At 72.8% G+C, this 21,930-nt stretch carries 23 protein-coding genes; 11 read left to right on the top strand and 12 right to left on the bottom strand.

Features of this window, described 5'->3' with window-relative positions:
- Positions 1 to 50: 50 nt before the first annotated feature.
- Positions 51 to 2,117 carry a bifunctional metallophosphatase/5'-nucleotidase gene (locus ACZ6H8_RS06395; RefSeq protein WP_464145612.1) on the bottom strand — a complete coding sequence of 689 codons (2,067 nt, stop codon included), beginning with the start codon at positions 2,115 to 2,117 and terminating at the stop codon, positions 51 to 53.
- Positions 2,118 to 2,227: 110 nt separating this feature from the next.
- The gene (locus ACZ6H8_RS06390) at positions 2,228 to 2,782 is read right to left on the bottom strand and encodes an XRE family transcriptional regulator (RefSeq protein WP_464145610.1); all 555 of its coding nucleotides are present in this window, start codon (positions 2,780 to 2,782) and stop codon (positions 2,228 to 2,230) included.
- A gap of 74 nt (positions 2,783 to 2,856) precedes the next feature.
- Here ACZ6H8_RS06390 and ACZ6H8_RS06385 point away from each other — a divergent pair, with 74 nt between their 5' ends.
- On the top strand, positions 2,857 to 4,449 hold the full coding sequence (locus ACZ6H8_RS06385; RefSeq protein ID WP_464145608.1) for an FAD-dependent oxidoreductase: 1,593 nt from the start codon (positions 2,857 to 2,859) through the stop codon (positions 4,447 to 4,449).
- Between the two features lie 74 nt (positions 4,450 to 4,523).
- Here ACZ6H8_RS06385 and ACZ6H8_RS06380 read toward each other — a convergent pair whose 3' ends face one another.
- The 9 genes from ACZ6H8_RS06380 to ACZ6H8_RS06340 all read right to left on the bottom strand — a co-directional run bounded on the left by ACZ6H8_RS06380 (position 4,524) and on the right by ACZ6H8_RS06340 (position 13,768).
- The gene (locus ACZ6H8_RS06380; protein WP_464145606.1) at positions 4,524 to 4,727 is read right to left on the bottom strand and encodes a cold-shock protein; all 204 of its coding nucleotides are present in this window, start codon (positions 4,725 to 4,727) and stop codon (positions 4,524 to 4,526) included.
- Between the two features lie 241 nt (positions 4,728 to 4,968).
- Positions 4,969 to 5,838: an SDR family NAD(P)-dependent oxidoreductase gene (locus tag ACZ6H8_RS06375; RefSeq protein WP_464145604.1), complete on the bottom strand. Its 870-nt coding sequence runs from the start codon at positions 5,836 to 5,838 to the stop codon at positions 4,969 to 4,971.
- On the bottom strand, positions 5,835 to 6,560 hold the full coding sequence (locus ACZ6H8_RS06370; RefSeq protein WP_464145602.1) for a response regulator transcription factor: 726 nt from the start codon (positions 6,558 to 6,560) through the stop codon (positions 5,835 to 5,837). Before ACZ6H8_RS06370 ends, ACZ6H8_RS06375 begins: the two co-directional genes overlap by 4 nt.
- On the bottom strand, positions 6,557 to 9,061 hold the full coding sequence (locus ACZ6H8_RS06365) for an ATP-binding protein (RefSeq protein WP_464145601.1): 2,505 nt from the start codon (positions 9,059 to 9,061) through the stop codon (positions 6,557 to 6,559). Before ACZ6H8_RS06365 ends, ACZ6H8_RS06370 begins: the two co-directional genes overlap by 4 nt.
- Before the next feature lies 1 nt (position 9,062).
- Positions 9,063 to 9,674, bottom strand: a complete 612-nt coding sequence (gene kdpC, locus ACZ6H8_RS06360; RefSeq protein WP_464145600.1) for a potassium-transporting ATPase subunit KdpC — start codon at positions 9,672 to 9,674, stop codon at positions 9,063 to 9,065.
- An 11-nt stretch (positions 9,675 to 9,685) separates the two neighbouring features.
- A complete protein-coding gene (gene kdpB, locus ACZ6H8_RS06355) occupies positions 9,686 to 11,848 on the bottom strand; it encodes a potassium-transporting ATPase subunit KdpB (protein WP_464145599.1) in 2,163 nt (720 codons plus the stop codon).
- Complete coding sequence (gene kdpA, locus ACZ6H8_RS06350) at positions 11,848 to 13,539, bottom strand: potassium-transporting ATPase subunit KdpA (RefSeq protein WP_464145597.1); 1,692 nt, start codon at positions 13,537 to 13,539, stop codon at positions 11,848 to 11,850. Before kdpA ends, kdpB begins: the two co-directional genes overlap by 1 nt.
- On the bottom strand, positions 13,539 to 13,628 hold the full coding sequence (locus tag ACZ6H8_RS06345) for a potassium-transporting ATPase subunit F (protein WP_464145595.1): 90 nt from the start codon (positions 13,626 to 13,628) through the stop codon (positions 13,539 to 13,541). The genes kdpA and ACZ6H8_RS06345 overlap by 1 nt, the downstream gene beginning before the upstream one ends.
- The gene (locus tag ACZ6H8_RS06340) at positions 13,625 to 13,768 is read right to left on the bottom strand and encodes a hypothetical protein (protein ID WP_464145593.1); all 144 of its coding nucleotides are present in this window, start codon (positions 13,766 to 13,768) and stop codon (positions 13,625 to 13,627) included. Before ACZ6H8_RS06340 ends, ACZ6H8_RS06345 begins: the two co-directional genes overlap by 4 nt.
- Positions 13,769 to 13,896: 128 nt before the next feature.
- Here ACZ6H8_RS06340 and ACZ6H8_RS06335 point away from each other — a divergent pair, with 128 nt between their 5' ends.
- From ACZ6H8_RS06335 to ACZ6H8_RS06310, 6 genes are all read left to right on the top strand, one after another.
- A complete protein-coding gene (locus tag ACZ6H8_RS06335) occupies positions 13,897 to 15,234 on the top strand; it encodes a TrkH family potassium uptake protein (RefSeq protein ID WP_464145591.1) in 1,338 nt (445 codons plus the stop codon).
- Complete coding sequence (locus ACZ6H8_RS06330) at positions 15,227 to 15,922, top strand: potassium channel family protein (RefSeq protein WP_464145589.1); 696 nt, start codon at positions 15,227 to 15,229, stop codon at positions 15,920 to 15,922. Before ACZ6H8_RS06335 ends, ACZ6H8_RS06330 begins: the two co-directional genes overlap by 8 nt.
- A 65-nt stretch (positions 15,923 to 15,987) precedes the next feature.
- Complete coding sequence (locus ACZ6H8_RS06325; RefSeq protein ID WP_464145587.1) at positions 15,988 to 16,281, top strand: hypothetical protein; 294 nt, start codon at positions 15,988 to 15,990, stop codon at positions 16,279 to 16,281.
- Between the two features lie 46 nt (positions 16,282 to 16,327).
- A complete protein-coding gene (locus tag ACZ6H8_RS06320) occupies positions 16,328 to 16,663 on the top strand; it encodes a DUF7882 family protein (RefSeq protein WP_464145586.1) in 336 nt (111 codons plus the stop codon).
- Positions 16,664 to 16,785: 122 nt separating this feature from the next.
- Entirely contained in the window at positions 16,786 to 17,967 is a 1,182-nt protein-coding gene (locus ACZ6H8_RS06315; protein ID WP_464145584.1) for an acetyl-CoA C-acyltransferase, read from the top strand.
- A gap of 19 nt (positions 17,968 to 17,986) precedes the next feature.
- The gene (locus tag ACZ6H8_RS06310) at positions 17,987 to 19,006 is read left to right on the top strand and encodes an LLM class flavin-dependent oxidoreductase (protein WP_464145582.1); all 1,020 of its coding nucleotides are present in this window, start codon (positions 17,987 to 17,989) and stop codon (positions 19,004 to 19,006) included.
- A 10-nt stretch (positions 19,007 to 19,016) separates the two neighbouring features.
- Here ACZ6H8_RS06310 and ACZ6H8_RS06305 read toward each other — a convergent pair whose 3' ends face one another.
- Positions 19,017 to 19,607 carry a DNA-3-methyladenine glycosylase I gene (locus ACZ6H8_RS06305; protein ID WP_464145580.1) on the bottom strand — a complete coding sequence of 197 codons (591 nt, stop codon included), beginning with the start codon at positions 19,605 to 19,607 and terminating at the stop codon, positions 19,017 to 19,019.
- A gap of 23 nt (positions 19,608 to 19,630) precedes the next feature.
- Here ACZ6H8_RS06305 and ACZ6H8_RS06300 point away from each other — a divergent pair, with 23 nt between their 5' ends.
- The 4 genes from ACZ6H8_RS06300 (at position 19,631) to ftsR (ending at position 21,912) form a co-directional block, all read left to right on the top strand.
- Positions 19,631 to 20,323, top strand: a complete 693-nt coding sequence (locus ACZ6H8_RS06300; RefSeq protein WP_464145578.1) for an AzlC family ABC transporter permease — start codon at positions 19,631 to 19,633, stop codon at positions 20,321 to 20,323.
- Entirely contained in the window at positions 20,320 to 20,634 is a 315-nt protein-coding gene (locus ACZ6H8_RS06295) for an AzlD domain-containing protein (protein ID WP_464145576.1), read from the top strand. The genes ACZ6H8_RS06300 and ACZ6H8_RS06295 overlap by 4 nt, the downstream gene beginning before the upstream one ends.
- A 139-nt stretch (positions 20,635 to 20,773) precedes the next feature.
- Entirely contained in the window at positions 20,774 to 21,223 is a 450-nt protein-coding gene (locus ACZ6H8_RS06290; RefSeq protein ID WP_464145574.1) for an FHA domain-containing protein, read from the top strand.
- The gene (ftsR, locus tag ACZ6H8_RS06285; protein ID WP_464145572.1) at positions 21,220 to 21,912 is read left to right on the top strand and encodes a transcriptional regulator FtsR; all 693 of its coding nucleotides are present in this window, start codon (positions 21,220 to 21,222) and stop codon (positions 21,910 to 21,912) included. The genes ACZ6H8_RS06290 and ftsR overlap by 4 nt, the downstream gene beginning before the upstream one ends.
- Positions 21,913 to 21,930 lie beyond the last annotated feature (18 nt).

Raw genomic sequence — 21,930 nt, 5'->3', positions numbered from 1 at the left:
GGCCGGATGCCTGCGCATCCGGCCCGCCGCCGTCGGTGCATCGTCGTGCGTCAGCGCCGCACGCGCATCCGTCGCCGCGCGAGCAGCGCACCGCCGAGCGCGAGCAGGAGCGACGCCGTCACGACGATCCACGGTGCCGTCGCCGCGGCGCCGGTCTGCGGCAGCGAGCCCGAGCCCGCACCGGGGGAGACCTCGTCGCCCGCTCCCGCACCGTCCGAAGGGCCGGGCGTCGCGGGATCCGACGGCGCGGGGTCCGACGGCGCGGGCTCGCTCGGCGCCGGGTCGGTGGGGCCCGGGTCGACGGGGGGATCCGTCGGGTCGACCTGCGCGTCGGTCGTGAGCGACCAGTTCTCGACGAAGAAGTCGGCCGGGTCGATCGGGTCGTTGACGCTCGCCCAGTCGATGAGCAGCTGGCGGATCTCGACGCGCTCGTCGTACACGACGGGTGCGGCTGCGACGTGCGGGTAGCCGCCGCCGCCCGACTGACGGTAGTTGTTGACCGCCATCACGAACGCGTCGTCGTCGGCGACGGGCGTGCCGTCGGGGTGCGCGAGGCCCACGATGCGCGAGCCGACCGGCTGCGACACGTCGATCACGTAGTCGAGGCCTGCGATGACGTCGTAGTTGTAGTCCGGCACGCCCTCCGGCCGGTCCGGGTAGGCGGCGTTCGTGCCCGTGGCGGGGTCGAACGCGGCACCCACCTCGGTCTGCACGAAGTAGCGGGCCGAGAACTCGAGGTACTCGCGCAGCTGCGCACCCGTGAGCTGCACGCCCGTGAGAGTGTTCTCGTAGATGTAGAGCCCTGCGATGTCGCGGATCGTCACCTCGCCCTGCGGGAACTGCGCCGTGCGCGAGAACGGCGACGCCTGCGAGATCACCGTCGTGCCCGCCCATTCGGTGCCCTCGAGCGCGGCATCGACCGTCTCGAGCTGGATCTGGTTGATGAAGTCGATGATCGCGGTGTCCTCGTAGCGCGACGTCGCCGCCGGCAGAGCCTGCGTCGAGTCCGCGACGCGCGTGTTCACGTAGGTGACCGCCGCCTCGTGAGCCTCGTCGGTCGCCGCAAGCACCGCAGGCGACTCGACGGGGATGTCACGGCCGTAGTGGGGCGTGACGACGGGTGCGAACCCCTCGTCCCACGACACCTCGAACCCGTCGGTCGTGGGTGCGAGCTCGAGCGTGACCTCGCTCACCGACGTGCCCCAGTACGCGGGCTGCGTGATGAGCACCTGCTCGCCTGCGGTGTTCGTGAGGATGGTCTGCGGCTCGTCGCGATGGCTGTGGCCGGCGACGAGCACGTCGATGCCCGGCACCATCGTGGCGATGTTGTTCGCGACGTCCTCCGGCAGCAGCGTCGGGTCGTAGCCGTCGTTCGGCACGGTGCCCTGGCCGGTGTGGGCGAGCACGACGACGACGTCGGACTCCGCAGCGACCTGCGGCACCCACTGCTGCGCTGCCGTGACCATGTCCTGGAACTCGAGCACGCCCTCGACGTGCTGGCGGTCCCACACGCGCACGCCGGGCGTGACGAGCCCGAGCACGCCGACGCGCACGGTCTGCCCGTCGATGACGCGCTCGACGACCTCGTAGGGCTGGTGGTAGGGCTCGCCCGTGGCGACGTCGATGACGTTCGCGCCCAGCAGCGGAGCATCGAGGTCCTCGTCGTATGCGGCGAGCAGGTCGAGCCCGTAGTTGTACTCGTGGTTGCCGACGACCTGCACGTCGGTGCCGATCGCGTCGAACGCCTGCGCCATCGGATGCTCGACGGCGCCGCCCAGCACCGACTCGCGCTGGTCGCCGTAGCCGTAGAGGTACGTCAGCGGCGTGCCCTGCAGGGCGTCGCCGTTGTCGACGACGACGACGGAGTCCTCGCCCTGCTCGGCGCGCACCTCGTCGATCGCGGTGCCGATGCGGGCGAGGCCCAGCGCGTCCTCGGCCGCGTACGGCCGGTCCTGGAAGTAGTCCCAGTCGGTGACGTGGCCGTGCACGTCGGTCGTGGCCATCAGCGTGAGCGTGACGCCGCCGGGCGGTGGCGCTGCGACGGCTGCCGCGGGTGCTGCGAGGAGGGCTGCGATGGCGAGCGCCGCGGTGGCGGCGACGCGTCTGCGAGCGGGCATGGGGTCCTCTCGGTGGATGGGAAGTACCCCGAACCTATGCACTGCGCGTGTCGCGCAGATGAACGCGCCCTGCATCCGGCGTGTCGCGAGGCGGCCGCTGCGGGCTCGACTCACGCGTCGGCGGTGTGCGTCTGCATGCGCGCGCCCGTCTCGTCGAAGATGCTCAGCACCTCGGCGGGCCGGCTGCCGACCGCCGTCATGGAGTGGGGCACCGACGTGTCGAACTCGGCGGCCTCGCCGCGCGTGAGCACGAGCTCCCGGTCGCCGAGCACGAGCCGCAGCCTGCCGGAGAGCACGTAGAGCCACTCGTAGCCCTCGTGCACGCGCGGCTCGCCGCATTCGTGCTCCGGCAGGTACGTCACCTTGAGCGCCTGCACCTTCGATCGCTCGCGCGACAGGGGAGCGAGCACCAGTCCGTCGCGACGCTCGACGGGCCGGCGGACGCGTGGGTCGGGCTGCTCGCGCGTGACGAGGTCGTCGAGGCGGATGCCGAGCTCGGTCGTGAGGGGCAGCAGCAGCTCGAGCGATGCCTGCCGCTTGCCCGACTCGAGGCGCGAGAGCGTGCTCGGCGACATGCGGACGCGGCCTGCGAGGTCGTCGAGGGTCCACCCGCGGGCCTGGCGTGCGGCACGGAGTCGCGCGCCGACCTGATCGAGCGCATCCATCGCGCACCTCCTCGGCTTGCCGATCTGGCAAGCATGCTTGCCATCCTGTCATGCCGAGCCCGAGGGTGGGAGGCATGGAAGATCGCTACGACGCCCTCGTCATCGGTGGAGGAGCCGCAGGCCTCTCGGCCGCGCTCATGCTCGGCCGCGCCCGCCGCCGCACCCTCGTGCTCGACGCCGGCAGCCCCCGCAACCGCTTCGCCTCCCACATGCACGGCGTGCTCGGCCACGACGGCATCGACCCAGCCGCGCTGCTCGAGCGAGGACGAGCCGAGGTCGCCGCCTACGGCGTCGAGGTGCGTCAGGGCGACGTCGTGCGCATCGACGCACCCGCGGTGCAGTCCTCCGGCGCCGTCGGCGACGTGGCAGCCACCCTCGCGGACGGATCGACGATCGTCGCACGCGCCGTCGTGCTCGCGACGGGGGTCGCCGACGATCTGCCGCCGATCCCGGGCCTGCAGGAACGGTGGGGCGCCACGGTGCTGCACTGCCCGTACTGCCACGGCTGGGAGGTGCGCGATCGCACGATCGGCGTGCTCGCCACGAGCGCGGCGAGCCTGCATCAGATCGAGCTGCTGCGGCAGTGGAGCGACGACGTCGTCGCGTTCGTGCACGCCGCGGGCGAGCTGCCCGCCGAGGCGCTGTCGCGCATGCGAGCGCGCGGCATCCGCGTCGTCGGCGCCGAGGTCGCGGCCGTGCTCGGCGAGGGCGCGGCGATCGCGGCGGTGCGCACCGTCGACGGCGAGGAGCACGCCGTCGACGCCATCTTCACGGGTGGCACGCTCGTGCCGCACGACGACGCCGTCCGCCACCTGGGGCTCGCGCGCGTCGACGGGCCCGCGGGCAGCACCCTCGCCGTCGACCAGCTCGGTGCGACGAGCCATCCGCGCGTCTTCGCTGCCGGCAACGTCGTCGTGCCGTTCGGCAACGTGCCGCTGTCGATGGGCACCGGCTCGATGGCGGGCGCAGGCGTCAACGCGGCGCTCGTCGGCCTCGACGCCGCCGAGGCGCTCGCCGTGCAGGCGCGCGACGAGGTCGCCGCGCCTGCGGTCGAGCCCGACGCCTACTGGGAGGACCGCTACGCCCACCGCAGGCACTGGTCGGGTCGCGCGAACGCTGCGATGGTCGAGGTCGTCCGCGAGCTGGCACCGGGACGAGCGCTCGATCTCGGCAGCGGCGAGGGCGGCGACCTCGTGTGGCTCGCCGAGCACGGCTGGCACGCGACGGGGGTCGACATCGCGCCGACGGCGGCGCGGCGCGCGGCGCAGGCAGCGCAGCGTGCAGGGGTCGGCGAGCGCGTCCGCACGATCGCAGCGGACCTCGCGACCTGGGAGCCCGATGCCGAGGTCGAACTCGTCGCGGGGAGCTTCCTGCAGTCGCCCGTGCTCCTCGATCGCGGCGCCATCGTGCGCAGGATGGCCGAGCACGTCGCCGTCGGCGGTCACGTGCTCGTCGTCGCGCACGCGGCGGTGCCGTCGTGGGCGCCGCCTGCGATGCGCCACGGGCACGACGAGCTGCCCTCGCCGGAGCAGATCGTCGACGAGCTCGCGCTCGGCGACGCGTGGACGGTCGTCGTCGCCGAGGTGCGCACGCGCCCCGTCGAGGCGCCGGACGGCTCTCGCGCGACGCTCGACGACGCCGTCGTGCTGCTGCGCCGCGCGGCATAGCGGCACCGAAGGCCCCGCGCACGACGAAGCGGGCCCGCACCCGAAGGTGCGAGCCCGCTGTCGTGCTGTGCTGGCTAGAGCGCGCGGATGTTCGTCGCCTGCAGGCCGCGCTGGCCCTGCTCGACGTCGAACTCCACGGCCTGGCCGTCGTACAGGTCGCGGCGGCCCGAGCCCTCGATCGCGCTGAAGTGCGCGAAGAGGTCGGCGGAGCCGTCCTCGGGAGCGATGAAGCCGAAGCCCTTCTCAGAGCTGAACCACTTGACGGTGCCGGTGGCCATGTCGTCATTCCTTCGTTTGTCGTTGGTCGGCGAGTGCCGACCGGGTCTCGCAGCGATGCAATTTCGATGCGGGTCCGCCCGTGCGGGTGCACGAGCGAGTCTGTGGGAGCCGCGGTCGCGGCTGGTGGTGGGCGGATGGTCGGGCGTCGCGGAATCTGCAGCGACAGCCATCGACGCTGCCGGACGACGCCGGCGAATGGCCCTCGAAGCGGACCCAAGGAGCCGGGCCCGTGACACCAGCCTACGCGTCTCGGGCCTCTTCCGCAGCCCCCACGCCGCGACGAAGTCCCACGGCGGCCTCGCTGGCCTGCCACAGTGCGTCGACGAGGCCCGTGTCGTGGGCGCGTCGCGAGGCCCTGCCGAGCCTGCGCTGGTCGTAGTACGCACCGGGATCCCACGACACGCCCGGGGTCCATTCGGCGCCGGGGGAGCCCTCCGCGAGCATCGCGAGCGTCTCGCCCGCGTACGTGTCGGTCGTGAGGAGTCGGCGCAGCACGCCGCGGTAGATCCAGCGCAGCGCGCTCGTGGAGTCGGAGCCGAACGACGTCGCGACGACGCCGGGGTGGAAGGCGACGGCGTGGATGCCCGGCAGGTGCGCCTCCACGCCGCGAGCGAAGAGCACGTTGGCGAGCTTCGCGTTGCCGTACGCCTTCGCAGGCGAGTAGCCACGGTGCATCGTGAGGTCGGCGACGTCGAGCCGCGCCCACTGGTGCGCGGCGCTCGCCGTCTGCACGACGAGACCGTCGCCGGCGCGCAGCGCGTCGCGCAGCAGGTGCGTGAGGAGGAACGGCGAGAGGTGATTGACCTGCAGCGTCGCCTCGTTGCCGTCGACCGTCAGCCGCCGGCGTCCGAGGATGCCGCCCGCGTTGCTCACGAGCACGTCGAGCCGCCCGTCGGTCGCGGCGAGCACGTCGGCGGCGAGGGCGCGCACGTCGTCGAGCCTGGCGAGGTCGGCCACGAAGGCGTCGCCGCCGATGTCGGCGGCGACGGCAGCCGTGCGCGCTGCGTCGCGTCCGGCGACGAGCACCCGGTGCCCGTCGGCGGCGAGTCGGCGTGCCGCGACGGCGCCGATGCCGTCGGAGGCGCCCGTGACGAGGATGGTTCGGCTCATGACTGCGAGCCTGGCACGTCGTGGGGTGCCGATGCGCCGGGGTCGACGGATCCGGGCTCGAAGCGGTATCCCATGCCCGCCTCGGTGAGCAGGTGGCGCGGATGCGAGGGCTCGGGCTCGAGCTTCTTGCGCAGCTGCGACGCGTACAGTCGCAGCGAGCCGGTGTCGCGCACGTGCCGCATGCCCCACACCTCCTCGAGCAGCGCCTGCCGCGTGACGAGGCGCGAGGGGCTGCGCAGCAGCATGCCGAGCATCGACCACTCGGTGGGCGTGAGTCGCACGGGCACGCCGGACTTCGTGGCGGTGCGCGCGGCGAGGTCGACGACGACGTCGGCGAACGCCACGACGGGGTCGGTCTCCTGCGCGGGGATGCGCCGGGTCAGGGCGCGGATGCGCGCGAGCAGCTCGTCGATCTGGAACGGCTTCGTCACGTAGTCGTCGGCGCCCGCATCGAGGGCCTCGACCTTGTCGGCGGCACCCGTGCGGCCGGAGACGACGAGGATCGGCGTCGTCGACCAGCCGCGCAGCGCGGCGATGACCTCGACCCCGTCGAGCCTCGGCATGCCGAGGTCGAGCATCACGAGGTCTGGGTGGGTGTCGATCGCGACGGCGACGGCCTCGCCGCCGTCGCCCGCCGTCACGACGTCGTAGCCCTTCGCGCCGAGCGTGATGCGCAGCGCGCGCAGCATCTGCGGGTCGTCGTCGGCGATGAGGATCCTCATGCGCCCCTCCCGTCCGCGCCGTCTCCGGCGACCGCGCGGAGCGTGACGACCATCGTGAGCCCGCCGCCGGGGGTGTCCTCGGCGTCGAGCCTGCCACCCATGCCCTCGGCGAATCCGCGCGAGAGGGCGAGGCCGAGGCCGAGGCCCGTGGCGTTGTCGGTGTCGCCGAGGCGTTGGAACGGCACGAACACGTCGTCTCTGCGCTCCGCGGGGATGCCGGGGCCGTGGTCGACGACGCGCAGCTCGACGTGGCCGCCGAACGCGCTCGTCGCGATGCGCACGCGCGTGCCCTCCGGCGCGTGACGCTGCGCGTTCGCCACGAGGTTGACGACGACGCGCTGCAGCAGCACGGGGTCGGCGGCGACGAGCGTGCCCTCGCGATCGAGGTCGAGCTCGACGTCGTGGGGTGCGAGCGAGAGCTCCTCGAGCGCGGGCAGCACGACGTCGGCGGGGTCGACGGCGACGCTCGACACCGCGAGCACCCCCGCTTGCGCGCGCGAGACGTCGAGGAGGTCGGTGAGGAGGGTCGTGAGGGCGTCGAGCGACTCCTCGGCGGTCGCGAGCAGCTCGGCACGATCGGATGCCGACAGGCGGTCGCCGGCTGCGCGGAGCCCGCCGACCGCGGCCCCGGCTGCCGCGAGCGGACGTCTCAGGTCGTGGCTCAGCGCCGCGAGCAGTGCGGTGCGCACCTTGTCGGTCGCGGCGAGGGGCGCGACCTCGCTCGCGACCTCGACGAGGTCGTCGCGCTCGAGCGCGGCCTCGAGCTGCGCGACGATGACCGACAGCAGTCGTCGCTCGCCCGCGTCGAGGTCGCGACCGTGCAGCGCGAGCGTCGCGTCCCCTCCGACGGGGATGCTCGTGGGCGTGCCCACGAGCGAGCCTGCGCGAGCGGTCGTGGTCCCTGCATCCACGAGCGCGACGCCGTCGAGCGAGAAGGCCTCGCGGGTGCGGTCGACGAGCGCCTGCACCGCGCCGGTGCCGCGCAGCACGCTGCCTGCGACGGCCGCGACCAGCTCGGACTCGGCCGCGGCGCGGCGGGCGTGCCGCGTCTTGCGCGCTGCCTGGTCGACGACGATGCTCACGAGCACGGCGATCACGACGTAGAGGCCGAGCGCCCATGCCTGCGCGGGATCCTGGATCGTCACGGTGTAGTACGGCGCGACGAACAGGACGTTGAGGGTGAGCCCGCTCATGATCGCGGCGAAGACGGCGGGCCACACGCCGCCGATGAGCGCGACGACGACGACGAGCAGCTGGAAGGCGAGCACGTCGGACGTGATCGACTCGGGGCTGCGCAGCGTCCACAGCCCCCATGCCAGGAGCGGTCCCACGGCGACGGCGACGGCGAATCCGGCGACGCGGCGTCGGAGCGACAGCGCGCCGCCGAGTCGCGGCAGGCGCGCGCGCGAGCGGCCGGCCGCGGCGGCGTCGTGGGTGATGACGTGCACGTCGATCGTGCCGGCCTTGGCGATGACGGTCTGCCCGATGCCGGGGCCCGTGAGCGCCGCCTGCAGCCTGCTGCGCCGGGAGGCGCCGATGACGAGCTGCGTCGCGTTCACGGCCCTCGCGAAGCCGACGAGCGCCTCTGGGACGTCGTCGCCGACCACCTGGTGGTAGCTGCCGCCCAGCTGCTCGACGAGCGCGCGCTGCCTGGCGAGGGCCTCGGGGTCGCCTGCGCGCAGCCCGTCCTGCGTCGTCACGTGCACGGCGAGCAGCTCGCCGCCGGAGGATCGGGAGGCGATGCGCGCGCCGCGCCGCAGCAGGGTGTCGCCCTCTCGGCCTCCCGTGAGGGTCACGACGACGCGTTCGCGCGCCTCCCACGGCGTGTCGATGCCCTGCTCGGCGCGGTAGCGCTGCAGCGCCTGGTCGACCTCGTCGGCGAGCCACAGCAGCGCGAGCTCGCGCAGGGCGGTGAGGTTGCCGAGCCGGAAGTAGTTCGACAGCGCGGCGTCGATCCGCTCCGCCGGGTAGATGCGCCCGCCGGCGAGGCGGTCGCGCAGCGCCTGCGGCGACAGGTCGACGACCTCGACCGTGTCGGCCTCGCGCAGCACGCGATCGGGGATCGTCTCGCGCTGCACGATGCCGGTGATGCGCTGCACGACGTCGTGGAGCGACTCGATGTGCTGGATGTTCACGGTCGAGACGACGTCGATGCCCGCAGCGAGCAGGTCGTGCACGTCCTGCCAGCGCTTGTCATTGCGGCTGCCGGGGGCGTTCGTGTGCGCGAGCTCGTCGACGAGCGCGACGCCGGGCGCTCTGGCGAGCACCGCGTCCAGGTCCATCTCCTCGAGCCGCATGCCTCGGTGCGCCGTCTCGGCGCGCGGCACGACCTCGAGCCCGTCGATCATCGCGGCCGTCGCGGCGCGGCCGTGCGTCTCGACGAGCGCGACGACGACGTCGGCCCCCTCGAGGCTCAGTCGCCTGCCCTCCTCGAGCATCGCGTACGTCTTGCCGACGCCGGGGGCGGCGCCCAGCAGCACGCGCAGCCGCCCCCGTGCCATCTCAGCCCTCCAGCTCGTCGAGTGCCAGGTTGAGCTCCAGCACGTTCACGGTCGCGGCGCCGACGTATCCGGCGAGCGGCTCGGTCGTGTGCTCGTCCACGAGTGCGCGGACCGCATCGACGTCGAGGCCGCGGGCCTCGGCGACGCGCCGCACCTGGATCGCAGCGTACTCGGGCGAGATGTGCGGGTCGAGTCCCGATGCCGATGCCGTCACGGCATCCGCTGGGACGTCCTCGATCGGCACGTCGTTGAACTCGGAGACCTGCTCGCGTCGCTCCTCGACGGCAGCGATGAGGTCGGGATGCTCGGAGCCGTGGTTGGACCCGGAGGACGCCTGCCCGTCGTAGCCGTCGCCCGCAGCAGACGGGCGGGGCTGGAAGGAGTCGACGAGCGGGGCGCCGTCGGCGTCCGTGAACGGCTGGCCGATGAGGGAGGAGCCGACGACGTGGCCCTCGTCGTCGCGCACGAGCGAGCCGTTCGCCTGCGACGGCATGACGAGCTGGCCGATGCCGGTGACGACGAGCGTGTAGAGCACGCCGGTGACGATCGTGAAGAGCGCGATCGCCCGCACGGACACCCAGAGGGTGCGCACGGTGGTCCTGGTGGTTGCCATGATGTCTCGATTCAGAATCCGGGGATGAGGCGCACGACGAGGTCGATGAGCCAGATGCCGACGAACGGCGCGACGAGTCCGCCGACGCCGTAGACGAGGAGGTTGCGGCCGAGCAGCCTCGAGGCCGACACCGGGCGGTAGCGCACGCCGCGCAGCGCGAGCGGGATGAGCAGCACGATGACGATCGCGTTGAAGATCACCGCCGACAGCACCGCCGATGCCGGGGAGTGGAGTCCCATGACGTTGAGGGCTGCGAGCCCGGGGAAGACGCCCATGAACATCGCGGGGATGATCGCGAAGTACTTCGCGACGTCGTTCGCGATCGAGAACGTCGTGAGCGCACCGCGGGTGATGAGCAGCTGCTTGCCGATGCGCACGACGTCGATGAGCTTCGTCGGGTCGGAGTCGAGGTCGACCATGTTGCCGGCCTCCTTCGCCGCCGACGTGCCCGACTGCATGGCGACGCCGACGTCGGCCTGCGCGAGCGCGGGCGCGTCGTTCGTGCCGTCGCCGGTCATCGCGACGAGGTTGCCGCCCGCCTGCTCCGTGCGGATGAGGGCGAGCTTGTCCTCGGGCGTCGCCTCGGCGAGATGGTCGTCCACGCCGGCCTCCTTCGCGATCGCGGCCGCGGTGAGCGGGTTGTCGCCCGTGATCATGACGGTGCGGATGCCCATGGCTCGCAGCTCCGCGAAGCGCTCGGCGAGGCCCTCCTTCACGATGTCCTTGAGGTGGACGACGCCGAGCGCGCGCGCACGCTCGCCCCGGGGTGCGACGGCGACGACCAGGGGTGTGCCGCCCGACTGCGAGATGGCGTCGGTCGTCGTCTCGAGCTCGCGCACGCCGGCCGCGTCGAGCGGCGAGCCCTCTGCCGCGAGCCACGCCTGCACGGCAGACACGGCTCCCTTGCGGATGCGCGTGCCGTCCGCCCGGTCGAGGCCGGACATGCGGGTCTCGGCGGTGAACGGCACGATCTCGCCGTCACGGTGCTCGCGCACCTCCATGCCCTCCTCGCGGGCCAGGTCGACGATCGACTGCCCCTCGGGGGTGGGGTCCGCGAGCGAGGAGATCGCGGCGAGTCCCAGCAGCTCGGTCCGTTCGACGCCGGCGAGCGGGACGACGTCGGATGCGCGACGGTTGCCGTACGTGATGGTGCCGGTCTTGTCGAGCAGCAGGGTCGTGACGTCGCCAGCGGCCTCGACGGCGCGGCCCGACATCGCGAGGACGCCGCGCTGCACGAGCCGGTCCATGCCTGCGATGCCGATCGCGCTCAGCAGCGCGCCGATCGTCGTGGGGATGAGGCAGACGAGCAGCGCGACGAGCACGGCGATGGAGACGGGGCTCGCGACGTAGGCGGCGACGGGGTTGATCGTGAGCGTCACGATGACGAAGACGATCGACAACGAGGCCAGCAGGATGTCGAGCGCGATCTCGTTCGGCGTCTTCTGCCGAGCCGCACCCTCGACGAGCGAGATCATGCGGTCGACGAACGTCTCGCCCGGCTTGGCCGTGATGCGCACGACGATGCGGTCCGAGAGCACGCGCGTGCCGCCCGTGACGGCGCTGCGGTCGCCGCCGGACTCGCGGATGACGGGTGCGGACTCGCCGGTGATGGCCGACTCGTCGACGGACGCGACACCCCAGACGACGTCGCCGTCGCCGGGGATGAGCTCGCCTGCGGTGATGACGACGTGGTCGCCGAGCCGCAGGTCGTTCGATGCGACGGCCGTGGTCTCGGCGTCGGTCGCGCCCGCGTCGCGCGCTGCGTCGTAGGCATCGAGTCGGCTGGCCATGGTGCTCGTGCGCGTGGCGCGGAGGCTGTCTGCCTGCGCCTTCCCTCGCCCCTCCGCGATGGCCTCGGCGAAGTTCGCGAACAGCACCGTCAGCCACAGCCAGAGCGCGATGAGGGCCGTGAAGGCCACGGGCACGTCGGAGCCCGCCGACCGGGCAGGCCCGCCGAGGAACGGCTCGGCGACGGCCAGGAGCGTCGTGAGCACGGCGCCGACCCACACGATGAGCATGACGGGGGAGTGCCACAGGTGACGGGGGTCGAGCCTGCGGACGGCGCCGGGCAGCGCCTGGCGCACCTGCGACCAGTCGAGGACCGCGCGCGCGGCCCGTTCCGGTGCGTCGGCGGAGCCAGAGGCCTGCGGTGCGGGGACGGTGGTGGTGGACATCAGAGCGAGAGCCCTTCTGCGAGCGGACCGAGGGCGAGCACCGGGAAGTAGGTGAGCGCGGTCACGAGGATGATGACGCCGACGAGCAGTCCGACGAACTGCGGGCGGTGCGTGGGGAGGGTGCCCGTGGTCGCGGGCACGACGTCCTGCTTCGCGAACGAGCCGGCGAGGGCGAGGACGAGGACGATCGGCACGAAGCGGCCAAGCAGCATCGCGACGCCGAGCGCGGCGTTGAGCCAGTCCGTGTTCGCCGTGAGGCCCGCGAAGGCGGAGCCGTTGTTGTTCGAGGCGGACGCGAAGGCGTAGAGCAGCTCGGTGACGCCGTGGGGGCCGGGGTTCCAGATCGACGTGGCGATCACGTCGTCGCGCACGCCCGGCAGCCCGAGCGACAGGGCGACGCCGCCGAGCAGCAGCGCGGGCGTCGTGAGGATGGAGAGCGCGGCGAGCTGCATCTCGCGCGCCGTGATCTTCTTCCCCAGGTACTCCGGGGTGCGTCCGACCAGGAGGCCGGCGACGAACACCGCGATGATCGCCATGACGAGGATGCCGTAGAGGCCAGCACCGACGCCGCCTGGCGAGACCTCGCCGAGCATCATGTTCACGAGCGGGACCATGCCGCCCAGGGGCGTGTACGAGTCGTGCATCGAGTTGACGGCACCCGTGGAGGTGCCGGTCGTCGAGACCGCGAACAGCACGGACGCGGGGATGCCGAAGCGGGTCTCCTTGCCCTCCATCGCGGCGCCCGCGAGCTGCGTCGCCGTGCCTCCGCCTGCGAGCTCGAACGCCGTCGCAGCCGTCCACGCAGCGAGGTAGAGGGTCGTCATGGCCGCGAGGATCGCGTATCCCTGTCGGCGATCGCCGAGCATCGTGCCGAGCATGCGCGGCATCGCGGAGGGGATGAGCAGCAGCAGGACGACCTGCAGCATGCTCGTCCATCCGGTGGGGTTCTCGAACGGATGCGCCGAGTTCGCGTTGAAGAAGCCGCCGCCGTTGGTGCCGATCAGGCGAATCGACTCCTGCGACGCGACGGGCCCGCCAGGCAGCAGCTGGGTGAGTCCGGCGAGGGTGGTGGTCTCCTGGAAGCCCGCGAAGTTCTGGATGACGCCGCCGGCGAGCAGGGCGAGCGCGCCCAGGAGCGACAGCGGCATGAGGATGCGCAGCGAGCCGCGGGTGAGGTCGACCCAGAAGTTGCCGATCGTGCCGGAGCGTCGCGATGCGAAGCCGCGCACGAGTGCGACCGCGACGGCCATGCCGACCGCTGCCGACACGAAGTTCTGCGTCACGAGCCCCGCGAGCTGCACCGTGTATCCCAGCGTCTGCTCGGGGGAGTAGGACTGCCAGTTGGTGTTCGTCGTGAACGACACCGCCGTGTTGAACGACAGCAGCTCGCCGACTGCGGGAAGCCCGAGCGAGGCCGGCAGCAGCTCCTGGGTGCGCTGCAGCAGGTAGACGGCGAGCACGCTCACGAGCGAGAAGGACAGCAGCGAGCGCGCGTACGCGGTCCAGGTCTGCTCCGACGACGAGTCGACGCCGATGACCTTGTAGATGGCGCGCTCGACGCGCCAGTCCCTCGCCGAGGTGTAGACCCACGCCATGGCGTCGCCGAGCGGTCTGTGCACGAGCGCGAGCGCGACGAGCACCGTGGCGAGGGATGCGATGGCGACGGCCCACTGGCCGCCGACGTCGGCCATCAGAACCGCTCCGGGCGCAGCAGCGCGGCGACGAGCAGGCAGATGGCACCCACCGCGAGGATCGCGCTGAGGATCTCGAAGACGATCACAGGCGCTCGACCCCCCGCACGAGGAGCCCGAGGAGGGCGAAGAGGGCGAGCACGCTCGCGACGACGATGATGTCGAGCATCAGGATCACTCCGTTGCCGTGGCCGACGCGTTCGCAGTCGAACGCGGATGCCCGAGGCACCGGAGGCGATCCAACGCTCGTGAGCGACCCTCCGGCCGCGATCCTCACGGAATCCTCACGCCCGGGCCGATGCCCTCACGACCTCCGCACGGCTACAGTCGTCCCTCGTGCGAGCCGCGTGGACATCCGTGACCGCGCGTCGACGTCCCAACCCCGCCCGCCGCGTCTTCGCCGGGTTCGTCGTGCTCAACCTCGCCGGCTGGGCGCTCCTCGCCCTGCCGATCTCGTCGACGCCCGAGGGGTCGTCGTCGTGGATCGACGCGCTCTTCACCGCCGTGTCCGCCGCGTGCGTCACGGGGCTCACCGTCGTCGACACCGCGTCGTACTGGACGCCGTTCGGCCAGGGCGTCATCCTCGCGCTCATCCAGCTCGGCGGGCTCGGCGTCATGGTCTTCACGACGCTCGTGGGCGTGCTCGTGCTGCGCAGGCTCACGATCGGCGCGCGCGTGGGGGCTGCGACCGAGACGCACAGCCAGGGCATCGGCGAGATCGGTCGCATCGTGCGCGCGATCGTCGCGACGTCCCTCGTCGTGGAGGCGGCGGTGGCGCTCGCGTTGCTGCCGCGCTTCCTGCTCGGCTACGGCGAGTCGTTCGGCGACGCGGTCTGGCTCAGCGTGTTCCACGCGGTGTCGTCCTACAACAACGCGGGCTTCGCGCTGTACGGCGACAACCTCATCGGGTTCGTGGACGACCCGTTCGTGTGCATCCCGCTCATGGTCTCGACCGTCGTGGGCGGGCTCGGCATCCCCGTGATCCTGCAGGTGCTCAAGCGCGTCTCCAGGCGCACGCGCGTGCTGTCGCTGCATGCGCTGCTCGTGCTGGCGGGCACCGCGGTGCTGCTGCCGGTCGGGGCGCTCGCGATCGGTGCGCTCGAGTGGTCGAACCCGGGCACGCTGGGCGCGCTCGACCCCGGCAGTCGCGTGCTCACGAGCATCTTCCACTCCGTGCAGACGCGCACGGCGGGCTTCAACGCCGTCGACGTCGGGCAGATGCGGCCGGAGACGCTGCTCGTCATGGACGTGCTCATGCTCATCGGCGGCGGACCTGCCGGCACGGCAGGCGGCATCAAGATCACGACCTTCGCCGTGCTGCTGTTCATCATCGCCGCCGAGGTGCGCGGCGACGGCACGGTGCACGCGTTCGGCAGACGGCTCTCGCGTGCCGTGCACCGCGAGGCGATCACGGTCGCGCTGCTCGCCCTCGCCCTCGTCGTCGCCGCGACGCTCGCGATCCTCGTGCTCACCGACGAGCCGTTCGAGCGCGTGCTGTTCGAGGCGGTCAGCGCGTTCGCGACCGTCGGGCTCTCGACGGGCATCACCGCGGACCTCGGCTGGCCGAGCCAGCTGATCCTCGTCGTCCTCATGTTCCTCGGCCGCGTCGGTCCGGCGACCGTCGCGACCGCCATCGCCCTGCGCCGCACGAGGCGCGCGTTCGAGCTCCCGAAGGAGAGGCCCCTCATTGGCTAGGCAGCATCGCATCCGTCACGACTCCGCCGTCGCGGTCATCGGGCTCGGCCGCTTCGGCGCCGCGCTCGCGATCGAGCTCGCCGACCACGGCACGGAGGTGCTGGGCGTCGACGCCCACGAGGACGTCGTCCAGTCGCTCCACGGCACCCTGTCGCACGTCGTCCAGGGCGACTCGACCGATCCCGCGCTCGTCGAGCAGCTGGGCCTCGGCGACTACGCGCGCGTCGTCGTCGCGATCGGCTCCGACGTCACCGCATCGATCCTCACCACGAGCCAGCTGCTGCGCGCGGGCGCAGGCGAGGTGTGGGCGAAGGCCATCTCGTCGCAGCACGCCGTGATCCTCGAGCAGCTCGGCGTGCACCACGTCGTGAGCCCGGAGGCAGACATGGGTCGTCGCGTCGCGCACATGGTGCGCGGATCGTCGGACGACTACCTCGAGGTCGACGGTCGCTACGGCGCGATGCTCGTCGTCGTGCCGCGCGCGCTCTCGGGGGTGCCGCTGCGCGAGCTCGGCCTGCAGCGCGACCACGGCGTCGTCGTGGTCGCGACTCGCCAGGGGGAGGCGCTGCAGAACGCGAACGTCGAGACGCGCCTGGCAGCGGGCGGCTCGGTGCTCGTCGCCGGCCAGACGAGCATGGTCGAGGCGTTCGCGGCGCATGCCGCCTCGCTGCGCGCGGCGGAGGGATAGCCGGCGCCGTCAAGCCCCGCGGCAGCGGCCCTCGGCGGGCGTAGCGTCCACTGCAGGAGGACGACATGAGCGACGAGCACGAGCAGGGCACGAATCCGGGCGGTGGCCTCGAGGAGGTCGCGGCCGGCGGTCATCAGGACCGCGCGGAGCAGTGGGAGAAGGACGACGGCGCTGGCAGCGCCCACGACGACGCCGCGCAGGACACGGCGGGCCAGTGGGTCGGCGAGGGCGGGTCGTCGCGGCAGTCGCAGGACGCCGCGCACCAGCGGAGCGGCGACGAGGCCGCGCAGGGCGAGCAGGACACCGCCGCCCAGTGGTACGAGGAGGGCGAGGGGCGCACCGACGGCGACGGACGGTAGCGACGCGTCGTCGCGCCCTCCGTCGGGTGCCGCTACTGTGGCGGCGATGGGACATCTCACGTACGCAGGCGCGACCGAGTACCAGATCGAGGATCGGATGCTCGCGCATCTGAAGACGGTCATCGCCTCGAAGCTGCGACGGCAGGAGTCGTTCCTCGTCTCGTGGACGGTCGAGCCCGACTCGGGCTCCGGACGGGTGAGCCTGTGGCTGTCGCCCTCGGTGCCGCTCGAGTTCCGCTTCGCGGGCTCTCGCCCGCCGCAGCTGAACCCCGTGTGGCTCGAGGTGCTCGCGGAGATGGCGAACACCCCGAGGGGTCTCGTGCTCGTCGGCGAGTCGGAGGCCGAGGCCATCCACCGCGGCGAGGCGCCCGCCGAGCGCTGATCCCACCCTGGCACCCCTGCTCGTCGACCGGTTCGGCGTGCAGTGGCTCGTGGACGTCGTCCCGGCACCCACCGAGCAGCGCCGTCGTAGGCTGGCCGCACCGCCACTGCGAAGGAGCAGCCATGAACGACACGATCGTCGCCGGATACGCCCGCACCCCGTTCGCCCGCTACCTGGGGCAGCTCGCGCAGACCTCGTCGATCGAGCTCGGCGGCCATGCCGCCGCCGCCGCGCTCGCGAAGGCGGGCGTCGCACCCGAGGCGGTCCAGACGGTCATCGTCGGCCAGGTGCTGCCTGCCACGGTCGGGCAGAACCCGCCGCGCCAGGCGGCCGTCGCCGCAGGCGTGCCGATGAGCGTGCCCGCGCTCGGCATCAACGCCGTGTGCCTGTCGGGCACCGAGGCCGTCGTCGCCGCCCATCGCCTCATCCAGCTCGGCGAGGCCGACGTCGTGCTCGCGATCGGGCAGGAGTCGATGTCGCTCGCGCCGCACGCGGCACCCATGCGCACCGGCCAGCGATTCGGGCAGCTCGCCCTCGTCGACACCATGGAGCACGACGGCCTCACCGACGCGTTCGAGCGCCGCTCGATGGGGGCCTCGACCGAGTCGTACAACGCAGGCCTCGGCGTGAGCCGCGACGAGCAGGACGCCTTCGCGGCCGCGTCGCATCAGCGCCTCGCCGCGGCGCAGGACGCGGGCCTGCTCGACGACGAGATCGCCCCCATCGAGGTGCGCGCGGGGCGCGACACCGTGCTCGTGAGCGTCGACGACGGCGGGCGTCGCGACACGACCGCCGAGTCGCTGTCGTCGCTGCGTCCCGCCTTCGACCGCGAGCACGGCACCATCACGGCAGGCAACGCGTCGCAGATCACCGACGGTGCAGCCGCGGTCGTGCTCGTGTCGAGCTCCTACGCGGCCGAGCACGGCATCGCGGGACTCGCGAAGGTGCGGGCGACGGGTCTCGTGGCGGGCCCCGACGTGTCGCTGCACGCGCAGCCGTCGAACGCGATCGCGCAGGCGTTGGCGCGTGCGGGCGCGAGCGCCTCCGACCTCGTCGCCGTCGAGATCAACGAGGCGTTCGCCGCGGTCGGCATCGTCTCGACGCGCGAGCTCGGCGTCGACCCGGCGATCGTGAACGCGAACGGCGGCGCGATCGCGCTCGGCCACCCCATCGGCGCCTCCGGTGCACGCATCGTCGGGCACCTCGCGCGGCGCCTGCAGGCCGCGGGTCCCGGGTCGCTCGGCGCGGTCGGCATCTGCGGCGGCGGCGGCCAGGGCAGCGCCGTCGTGCTCGAGGCGCTGTAGGGCAGGAATGGCGCGAGGGATGCGCACGTTGCCCATGCACGTGCGCATCTCCATCCTCGACCTCGCCCCCGTCAGCAGGCACGAGTCGGTCGCCGACTCCCTGAGCGGCAGCGTGCAGCTTGCCCAGGCGGCCGAGCGGCACGGCTTCGAGCGCGTCTGGTACGCCGAGCACCACAACATGCCGACGATCGCCTCGAGCGCGACGGCCGTGCTCATCGCGCACATCGCCGCCCACACCTCGACGATCCGGCTCGGCGCGGGCGGCATCATGCTGCCGAACCATGCGCCGTTGACGATCGCCGAGCAGTTCGGCACGCTCGCGACCCTGCATCCGAACCGCATCGACCTCGGCCTCGGCCGAGCGCCGGGCACCGATCAGCGCACCCTGCACGCGCTGCGGCGCGACCCGCGCGTCGCCGAGCAGTTCCCGCACGACGTCCGCGAGCTGCAGGGCTACCTGTCGGGTGCGTCGATCGTGGAGGGCGTGCAGGCCGTGCCGGGTGCGGGCACGAACGTGCCGCTGACGATCCTCGGCTCGAGCCTGTTCGGCGCGGAGCTCGCGGCGGCGTACGGCCTGCCGTACGCGTTCGCGTCGCACTTCGCCCCCGACCTGCTGCTGCAGGCGGTGCGCGTCTACCGAGACGCGTTCCAGCCCTCCGCGCAGCTCGCGGAGCCGTTCGTGATCGCCGCGTTCAACGCGATCGTCGCGCCGACCCGCGAGGAGGCCGCCGAGATGGATGCCGTGGTGCGCCGCTCGCGCATCCGCGGGTTCCTGCTCCGCGGCGCCGCGCAGGCCGAGTCGGTGTCCGACGAGGACCTCGACGTGCTGTCCGAGTCTCCGCAGGGCAGGCAGATCCTCGGCATGATGCGTCGCTCGGTCGTGGGCACGGGCGACGACGCGGCTGCGGCGATCGAGGCGTTCGCCCAGGAGGCCTCGGCCGACGAGGTCATGCTCGCGGTGCACGGCACGAGCGCCGCCGAGCGGGTGCGCGCCCTCGACCTGCTCGCCGCAGCGCGCGCAGCGGTGTCCGCCGCGTAGTCGCCCCTCGTCAGCGCCAGACGCCGCTCGAGCCGCGCCGATGGCTGCCGAGCAGGTGGGTGTCGACGATGCCGACCGCCTCCATGAGCGCGTGCATCGTCGTGGGCCCGACGTGCGCGAAGCCTGCCGCGCGCAGCGCCTTCGCCAGCGCGACCGACTCCGGGCTCGACGTGGGCACGTCTGCGGACGTCTCGGGTCGCGGCGTCGACTCGGGCTGGAACGACCACACGAAGGATGCGAGCCCTTCGCCGTCGCGCAGGGCGATCGTCGCGCGCGCGTTGCCGATCGTCGCGTCGACCTTGCGACGGTTGCGCACGATGCCGGCGTCGGCGAGCAGGCGCTCGCGGTCGGCGTCGTCGAACGCGGCGACCACGTCGGGGTCGAAGCCTGCGAACGCCGCACGGAACGCGGGACGCTTCGCGAGGATCGTGCGCCACGACAGGCCCGACTGGAACGCCTCGAGCGAGAGACGCTCGAAGAGCCCGCGCTCGTCGCGCACCGGCATGCCCCACTCGGTGTCGTAGTAGTCGCGCAGCAGCGCGTCGGACGAGGCCCACGCGGGTCTCGCGAGCCCGTCGTCGCCCACCACGAGATCCGTCATGCACTCGACCCTAGGCTGATCGGGTGACGGACTCGCGGCGCACCCTCGCCGAGCGCCAGGCGTGGCGTCAGGGCCTCTCGGTCGCGCTCGCGACCGCCGCGTACGGCGTCTCGTTCGGTGCGCTGTCGGTCGCGAGCGGCCTCGACGTGCTGCAGACGTGCGCGCTGAGCCTGCTGATGTTCTCAGGCGGATCGCAGTTCGCGCTCGTCGGCGTCGTCGCAGGCGGCGGCGCGCCCGCGACGGCCGTGGCATCCGCCGCCGTGCTGGGCGTGCGCAACGCGCTCTACGGCCTCAGCGTGCGCCCGTGGCTCGGCGCACGCGGACCCATGCGGCTCGTCGCCGCGCATCTCACGATCGACGAGTCGACCGCGGTCGGGCTCGCGCAGACCGACGATCGCGCACGCCGCATCGGCTTCTGGGTGACCGGCATCGGCATCTACGCGGGGTGGAACGTCACGACCCTCGTCGGCGCGCTCGTGGGGGACGTGCTGGGCGACGTGCGCATGTGGGGGCTCGATGCCGCCGCGGCCGCGGCGTTCGTCGGGCTGCTGTGGCCCAGGCTGCGCTCGAGGCAGGCGATCGCGGTCGGCGTGGCGAGCGCCGTCGTCGCCGCGGCGCTCGTGCCTGCGCTGCCTGCAGGCGTCCCGGTGCTCGTCGCCGTCGTGGTCGCGCTCGTCGTCGGCTGGACGAACTGGCTCGGGGAGCGCGAGCGATGACGACGTGGCACGTCATCCTGCTCGCGTCGATCCTCGTCGCAGGCACGAAGGTGCTCGGCCACGTCGTGCCGGCGGGGCCGCTCGAGGGGCCGAGGCCGCGACGCATCCTCGAGCTCGTCACGGTGTCGCTGCTCGCGGCGCTCGTCGCGGTGCAGACGCTCGCCGACGGCACGGCGATCGTGCTCGACGCGCGCGTGCCCGCCGTGCTGCTCGCCGTCGTGCTCTACCGGCTGCGCGTGCCGTTCCTCGTCGTCGTCATCGCGGCCGCGGCGGTCGCGGCGCTGCTGCGCAGGCTCGCGGGCTGGGCGTAGCCTGGCGGGCCCCAGGCGCGTGACGTAGAGTGCCAGGATCCTCGAAGCACCGGCGAGGCGATCCTGGCGATCGCGTAGTCTGAACGTGCACTCGAACGTTGAGGCCCGAACCCGGGCCGACCCTGACTCTGGAGGCGGCATGGGCGATCGCGACGACGCTTCGCACGACGGCGACAGCACGCAGTCCTGGGGGCAGGACTACCAGCAGCAGCTCGCGTCGATGCTCTCGGGCGTCGGCACCGACGAGCAGGAGGCCATCGCGGCCCTGCCGTCCGGCTCGGCGCTGCTCATCGTGCGTCGTGGCCCCGACGTCGGGGCCAGGTTCCTGCTCGACCAGGACGTCACGGTCGCAGGCAGGCACCCAGACGCCGACATCTTCCTCGACGACGTGACGGTGTCGCGTCGGCATGCCGAGTTCACGCGTGCTGGCCGTGCGTTCGAGGTTCGTGACCTCGGCTCGCTCAACGGCACGTACTCGGCGGGCGAGCGCGTCGAGCGCGCGCCCCTGCGCGACGGCACCGAGGTGCAGGTCGGCAAGTTCCGACTCACGTTCTACGCGTCGCGCCACGACGTCGGTCAGGGCGCATGAGCGCGCAGGCAGCGCCGCGCAGCCAGCACACCCTCCTGTCGATCGGCCAGGTGCTCGCGCGGCTCACGCCCGAGTTCCCGGACCTCGCCCCCTCGAAGCTGCGGTTCCTCGAGGACCAGGGCCTCGTCGCGCCGTCGCGCACGCCGAGCGGGTACCGCAAGTTCTCGGCGGCCGACGTCGAGCGCGTGCGGTACGTGCTCACGTTGCAGCGCGACCACTACCTGCCGCTCAAGGTCATCCTCAGCCACCTCGAGCAGGTCGACGCCGGCGAGGCGCAGCCGTTCACGGCCGGCAACGTCGTGTCGGAGGGGCCGAGCATCCTGCGCGTCGACCGCCGGCTGTCGCGGCGCGAGCTCGAGTCGTCGGCCGGCGCGTCGCGCACGCTCGTGCAGGAGGCGATCGTCGCGAGCCTCGTGCCGGCGGCGGAGCCGTACGACGAGCAGGCGCTGCGCGTCGTGCGCGCGCTCGTCGAGCTGCAGCGCTTCGGCATCGAGCCGCGCCATCTGCGCGGCATGCGGGCGTCGGCGGAGCGCGAGGCGTCGCTCATCGAGAGTGCCGTGCGGCCCGTGCTCGGACGGCGTGGCGAGGGCAAGCCGAGGGCTGCGGAGGCCGCGCGCGACATCGCGGGGCAGATCGCGTCGATCCGCGAGGTGCTCGGGCGGGATGCCATCGAGCGCGTCGCGCGCTGAGCGCGCGAGAATCTCCCG

Source organism: Agrococcus sp. AC640b (assembly GCF_979255995.1).
Note: the sequence above shows the minus strand (reverse complement) of the source record. Positions and strands in the feature narration are given on the sequence as shown.

Coding starts and splice junctions, on each gene's coding strand:
- ACZ6H8_RS06395 (WP_464145612.1), bottom strand. CDS start 2,117: ATGCCCGCTCGCAGACGCGTCGCCGCCACCGCGGCGCTCGCCATCGCA.
- ACZ6H8_RS06390 (WP_464145610.1), bottom strand. CDS start 2,782: ATGGATGCGCTCGATCAGGTCGGCGCGCGACTCCGTGCCGCACGCCAG.
- ACZ6H8_RS06385 (WP_464145608.1), top strand. CDS start 2,857: ATGGAAGATCGCTACGACGCCCTCGTCATCGGTGGAGGAGCCGCAGGC.
- ACZ6H8_RS06380 (WP_464145606.1), bottom strand. CDS start 4,727: ATGGCCACCGGCACCGTCAAGTGGTTCAGCTCTGAGAAGGGCTTCGGC.
- ACZ6H8_RS06375 (WP_464145604.1), bottom strand. CDS start 5,838: ATGAGCCGAACCATCCTCGTCACGGGCGCCTCCGACGGCATCGGCGCC.
- ACZ6H8_RS06370 (WP_464145602.1), bottom strand. CDS start 6,560: ATGAGGATCCTCATCGCCGACGACGACCCGCAGATGCTGCGCGCGCTG.
- ACZ6H8_RS06365 (WP_464145601.1), bottom strand. CDS start 9,061: ATGGCACGGGGGCGGCTGCGCGTGCTGCTGGGCGCCGCCCCCGGCGTC.
- kdpC (WP_464145600.1), bottom strand. CDS start 9,674: ATGGCAACCACCAGGACCACCGTGCGCACCCTCTGGGTGTCCGTGCGG.
- kdpB (WP_464145599.1), bottom strand. CDS start 11,848: ATGTCCACCACCACCGTCCCCGCACCGCAGGCCTCTGGCTCCGCCGAC.
- kdpA (WP_464145597.1), bottom strand. CDS start 13,539: ATGGCCGACGTCGGCGGCCAGTGGGCCGTCGCCATCGCATCCCTCGCC.
- ACZ6H8_RS06325 (WP_464145587.1), top strand. CDS start 15,988: ATGAGCGACGAGCACGAGCAGGGCACGAATCCGGGCGGTGGCCTCGAG.
- ACZ6H8_RS06320 (WP_464145586.1), top strand. CDS start 16,328: ATGGGACATCTCACGTACGCAGGCGCGACCGAGTACCAGATCGAGGAT.
- ACZ6H8_RS06315 (WP_464145584.1), top strand. CDS start 16,786: ATGAACGACACGATCGTCGCCGGATACGCCCGCACCCCGTTCGCCCGC.
- ACZ6H8_RS06310 (WP_464145582.1), top strand. CDS start 17,987: ATGCGCACGTTGCCCATGCACGTGCGCATCTCCATCCTCGACCTCGCC.
- ACZ6H8_RS06305 (WP_464145580.1), bottom strand. CDS start 19,607: ATGACGGATCTCGTGGTGGGCGACGACGGGCTCGCGAGACCCGCGTGG.
- ACZ6H8_RS06295 (WP_464145576.1), top strand. CDS start 20,320: ATGACGACGTGGCACGTCATCCTGCTCGCGTCGATCCTCGTCGCAGGC.
- ACZ6H8_RS06290 (WP_464145574.1), top strand. CDS start 20,774: ATGGGCGATCGCGACGACGCTTCGCACGACGGCGACAGCACGCAGTCC.
- ftsR (WP_464145572.1), top strand. CDS start 21,220: ATGAGCGCGCAGGCAGCGCCGCGCAGCCAGCACACCCTCCTGTCGATC.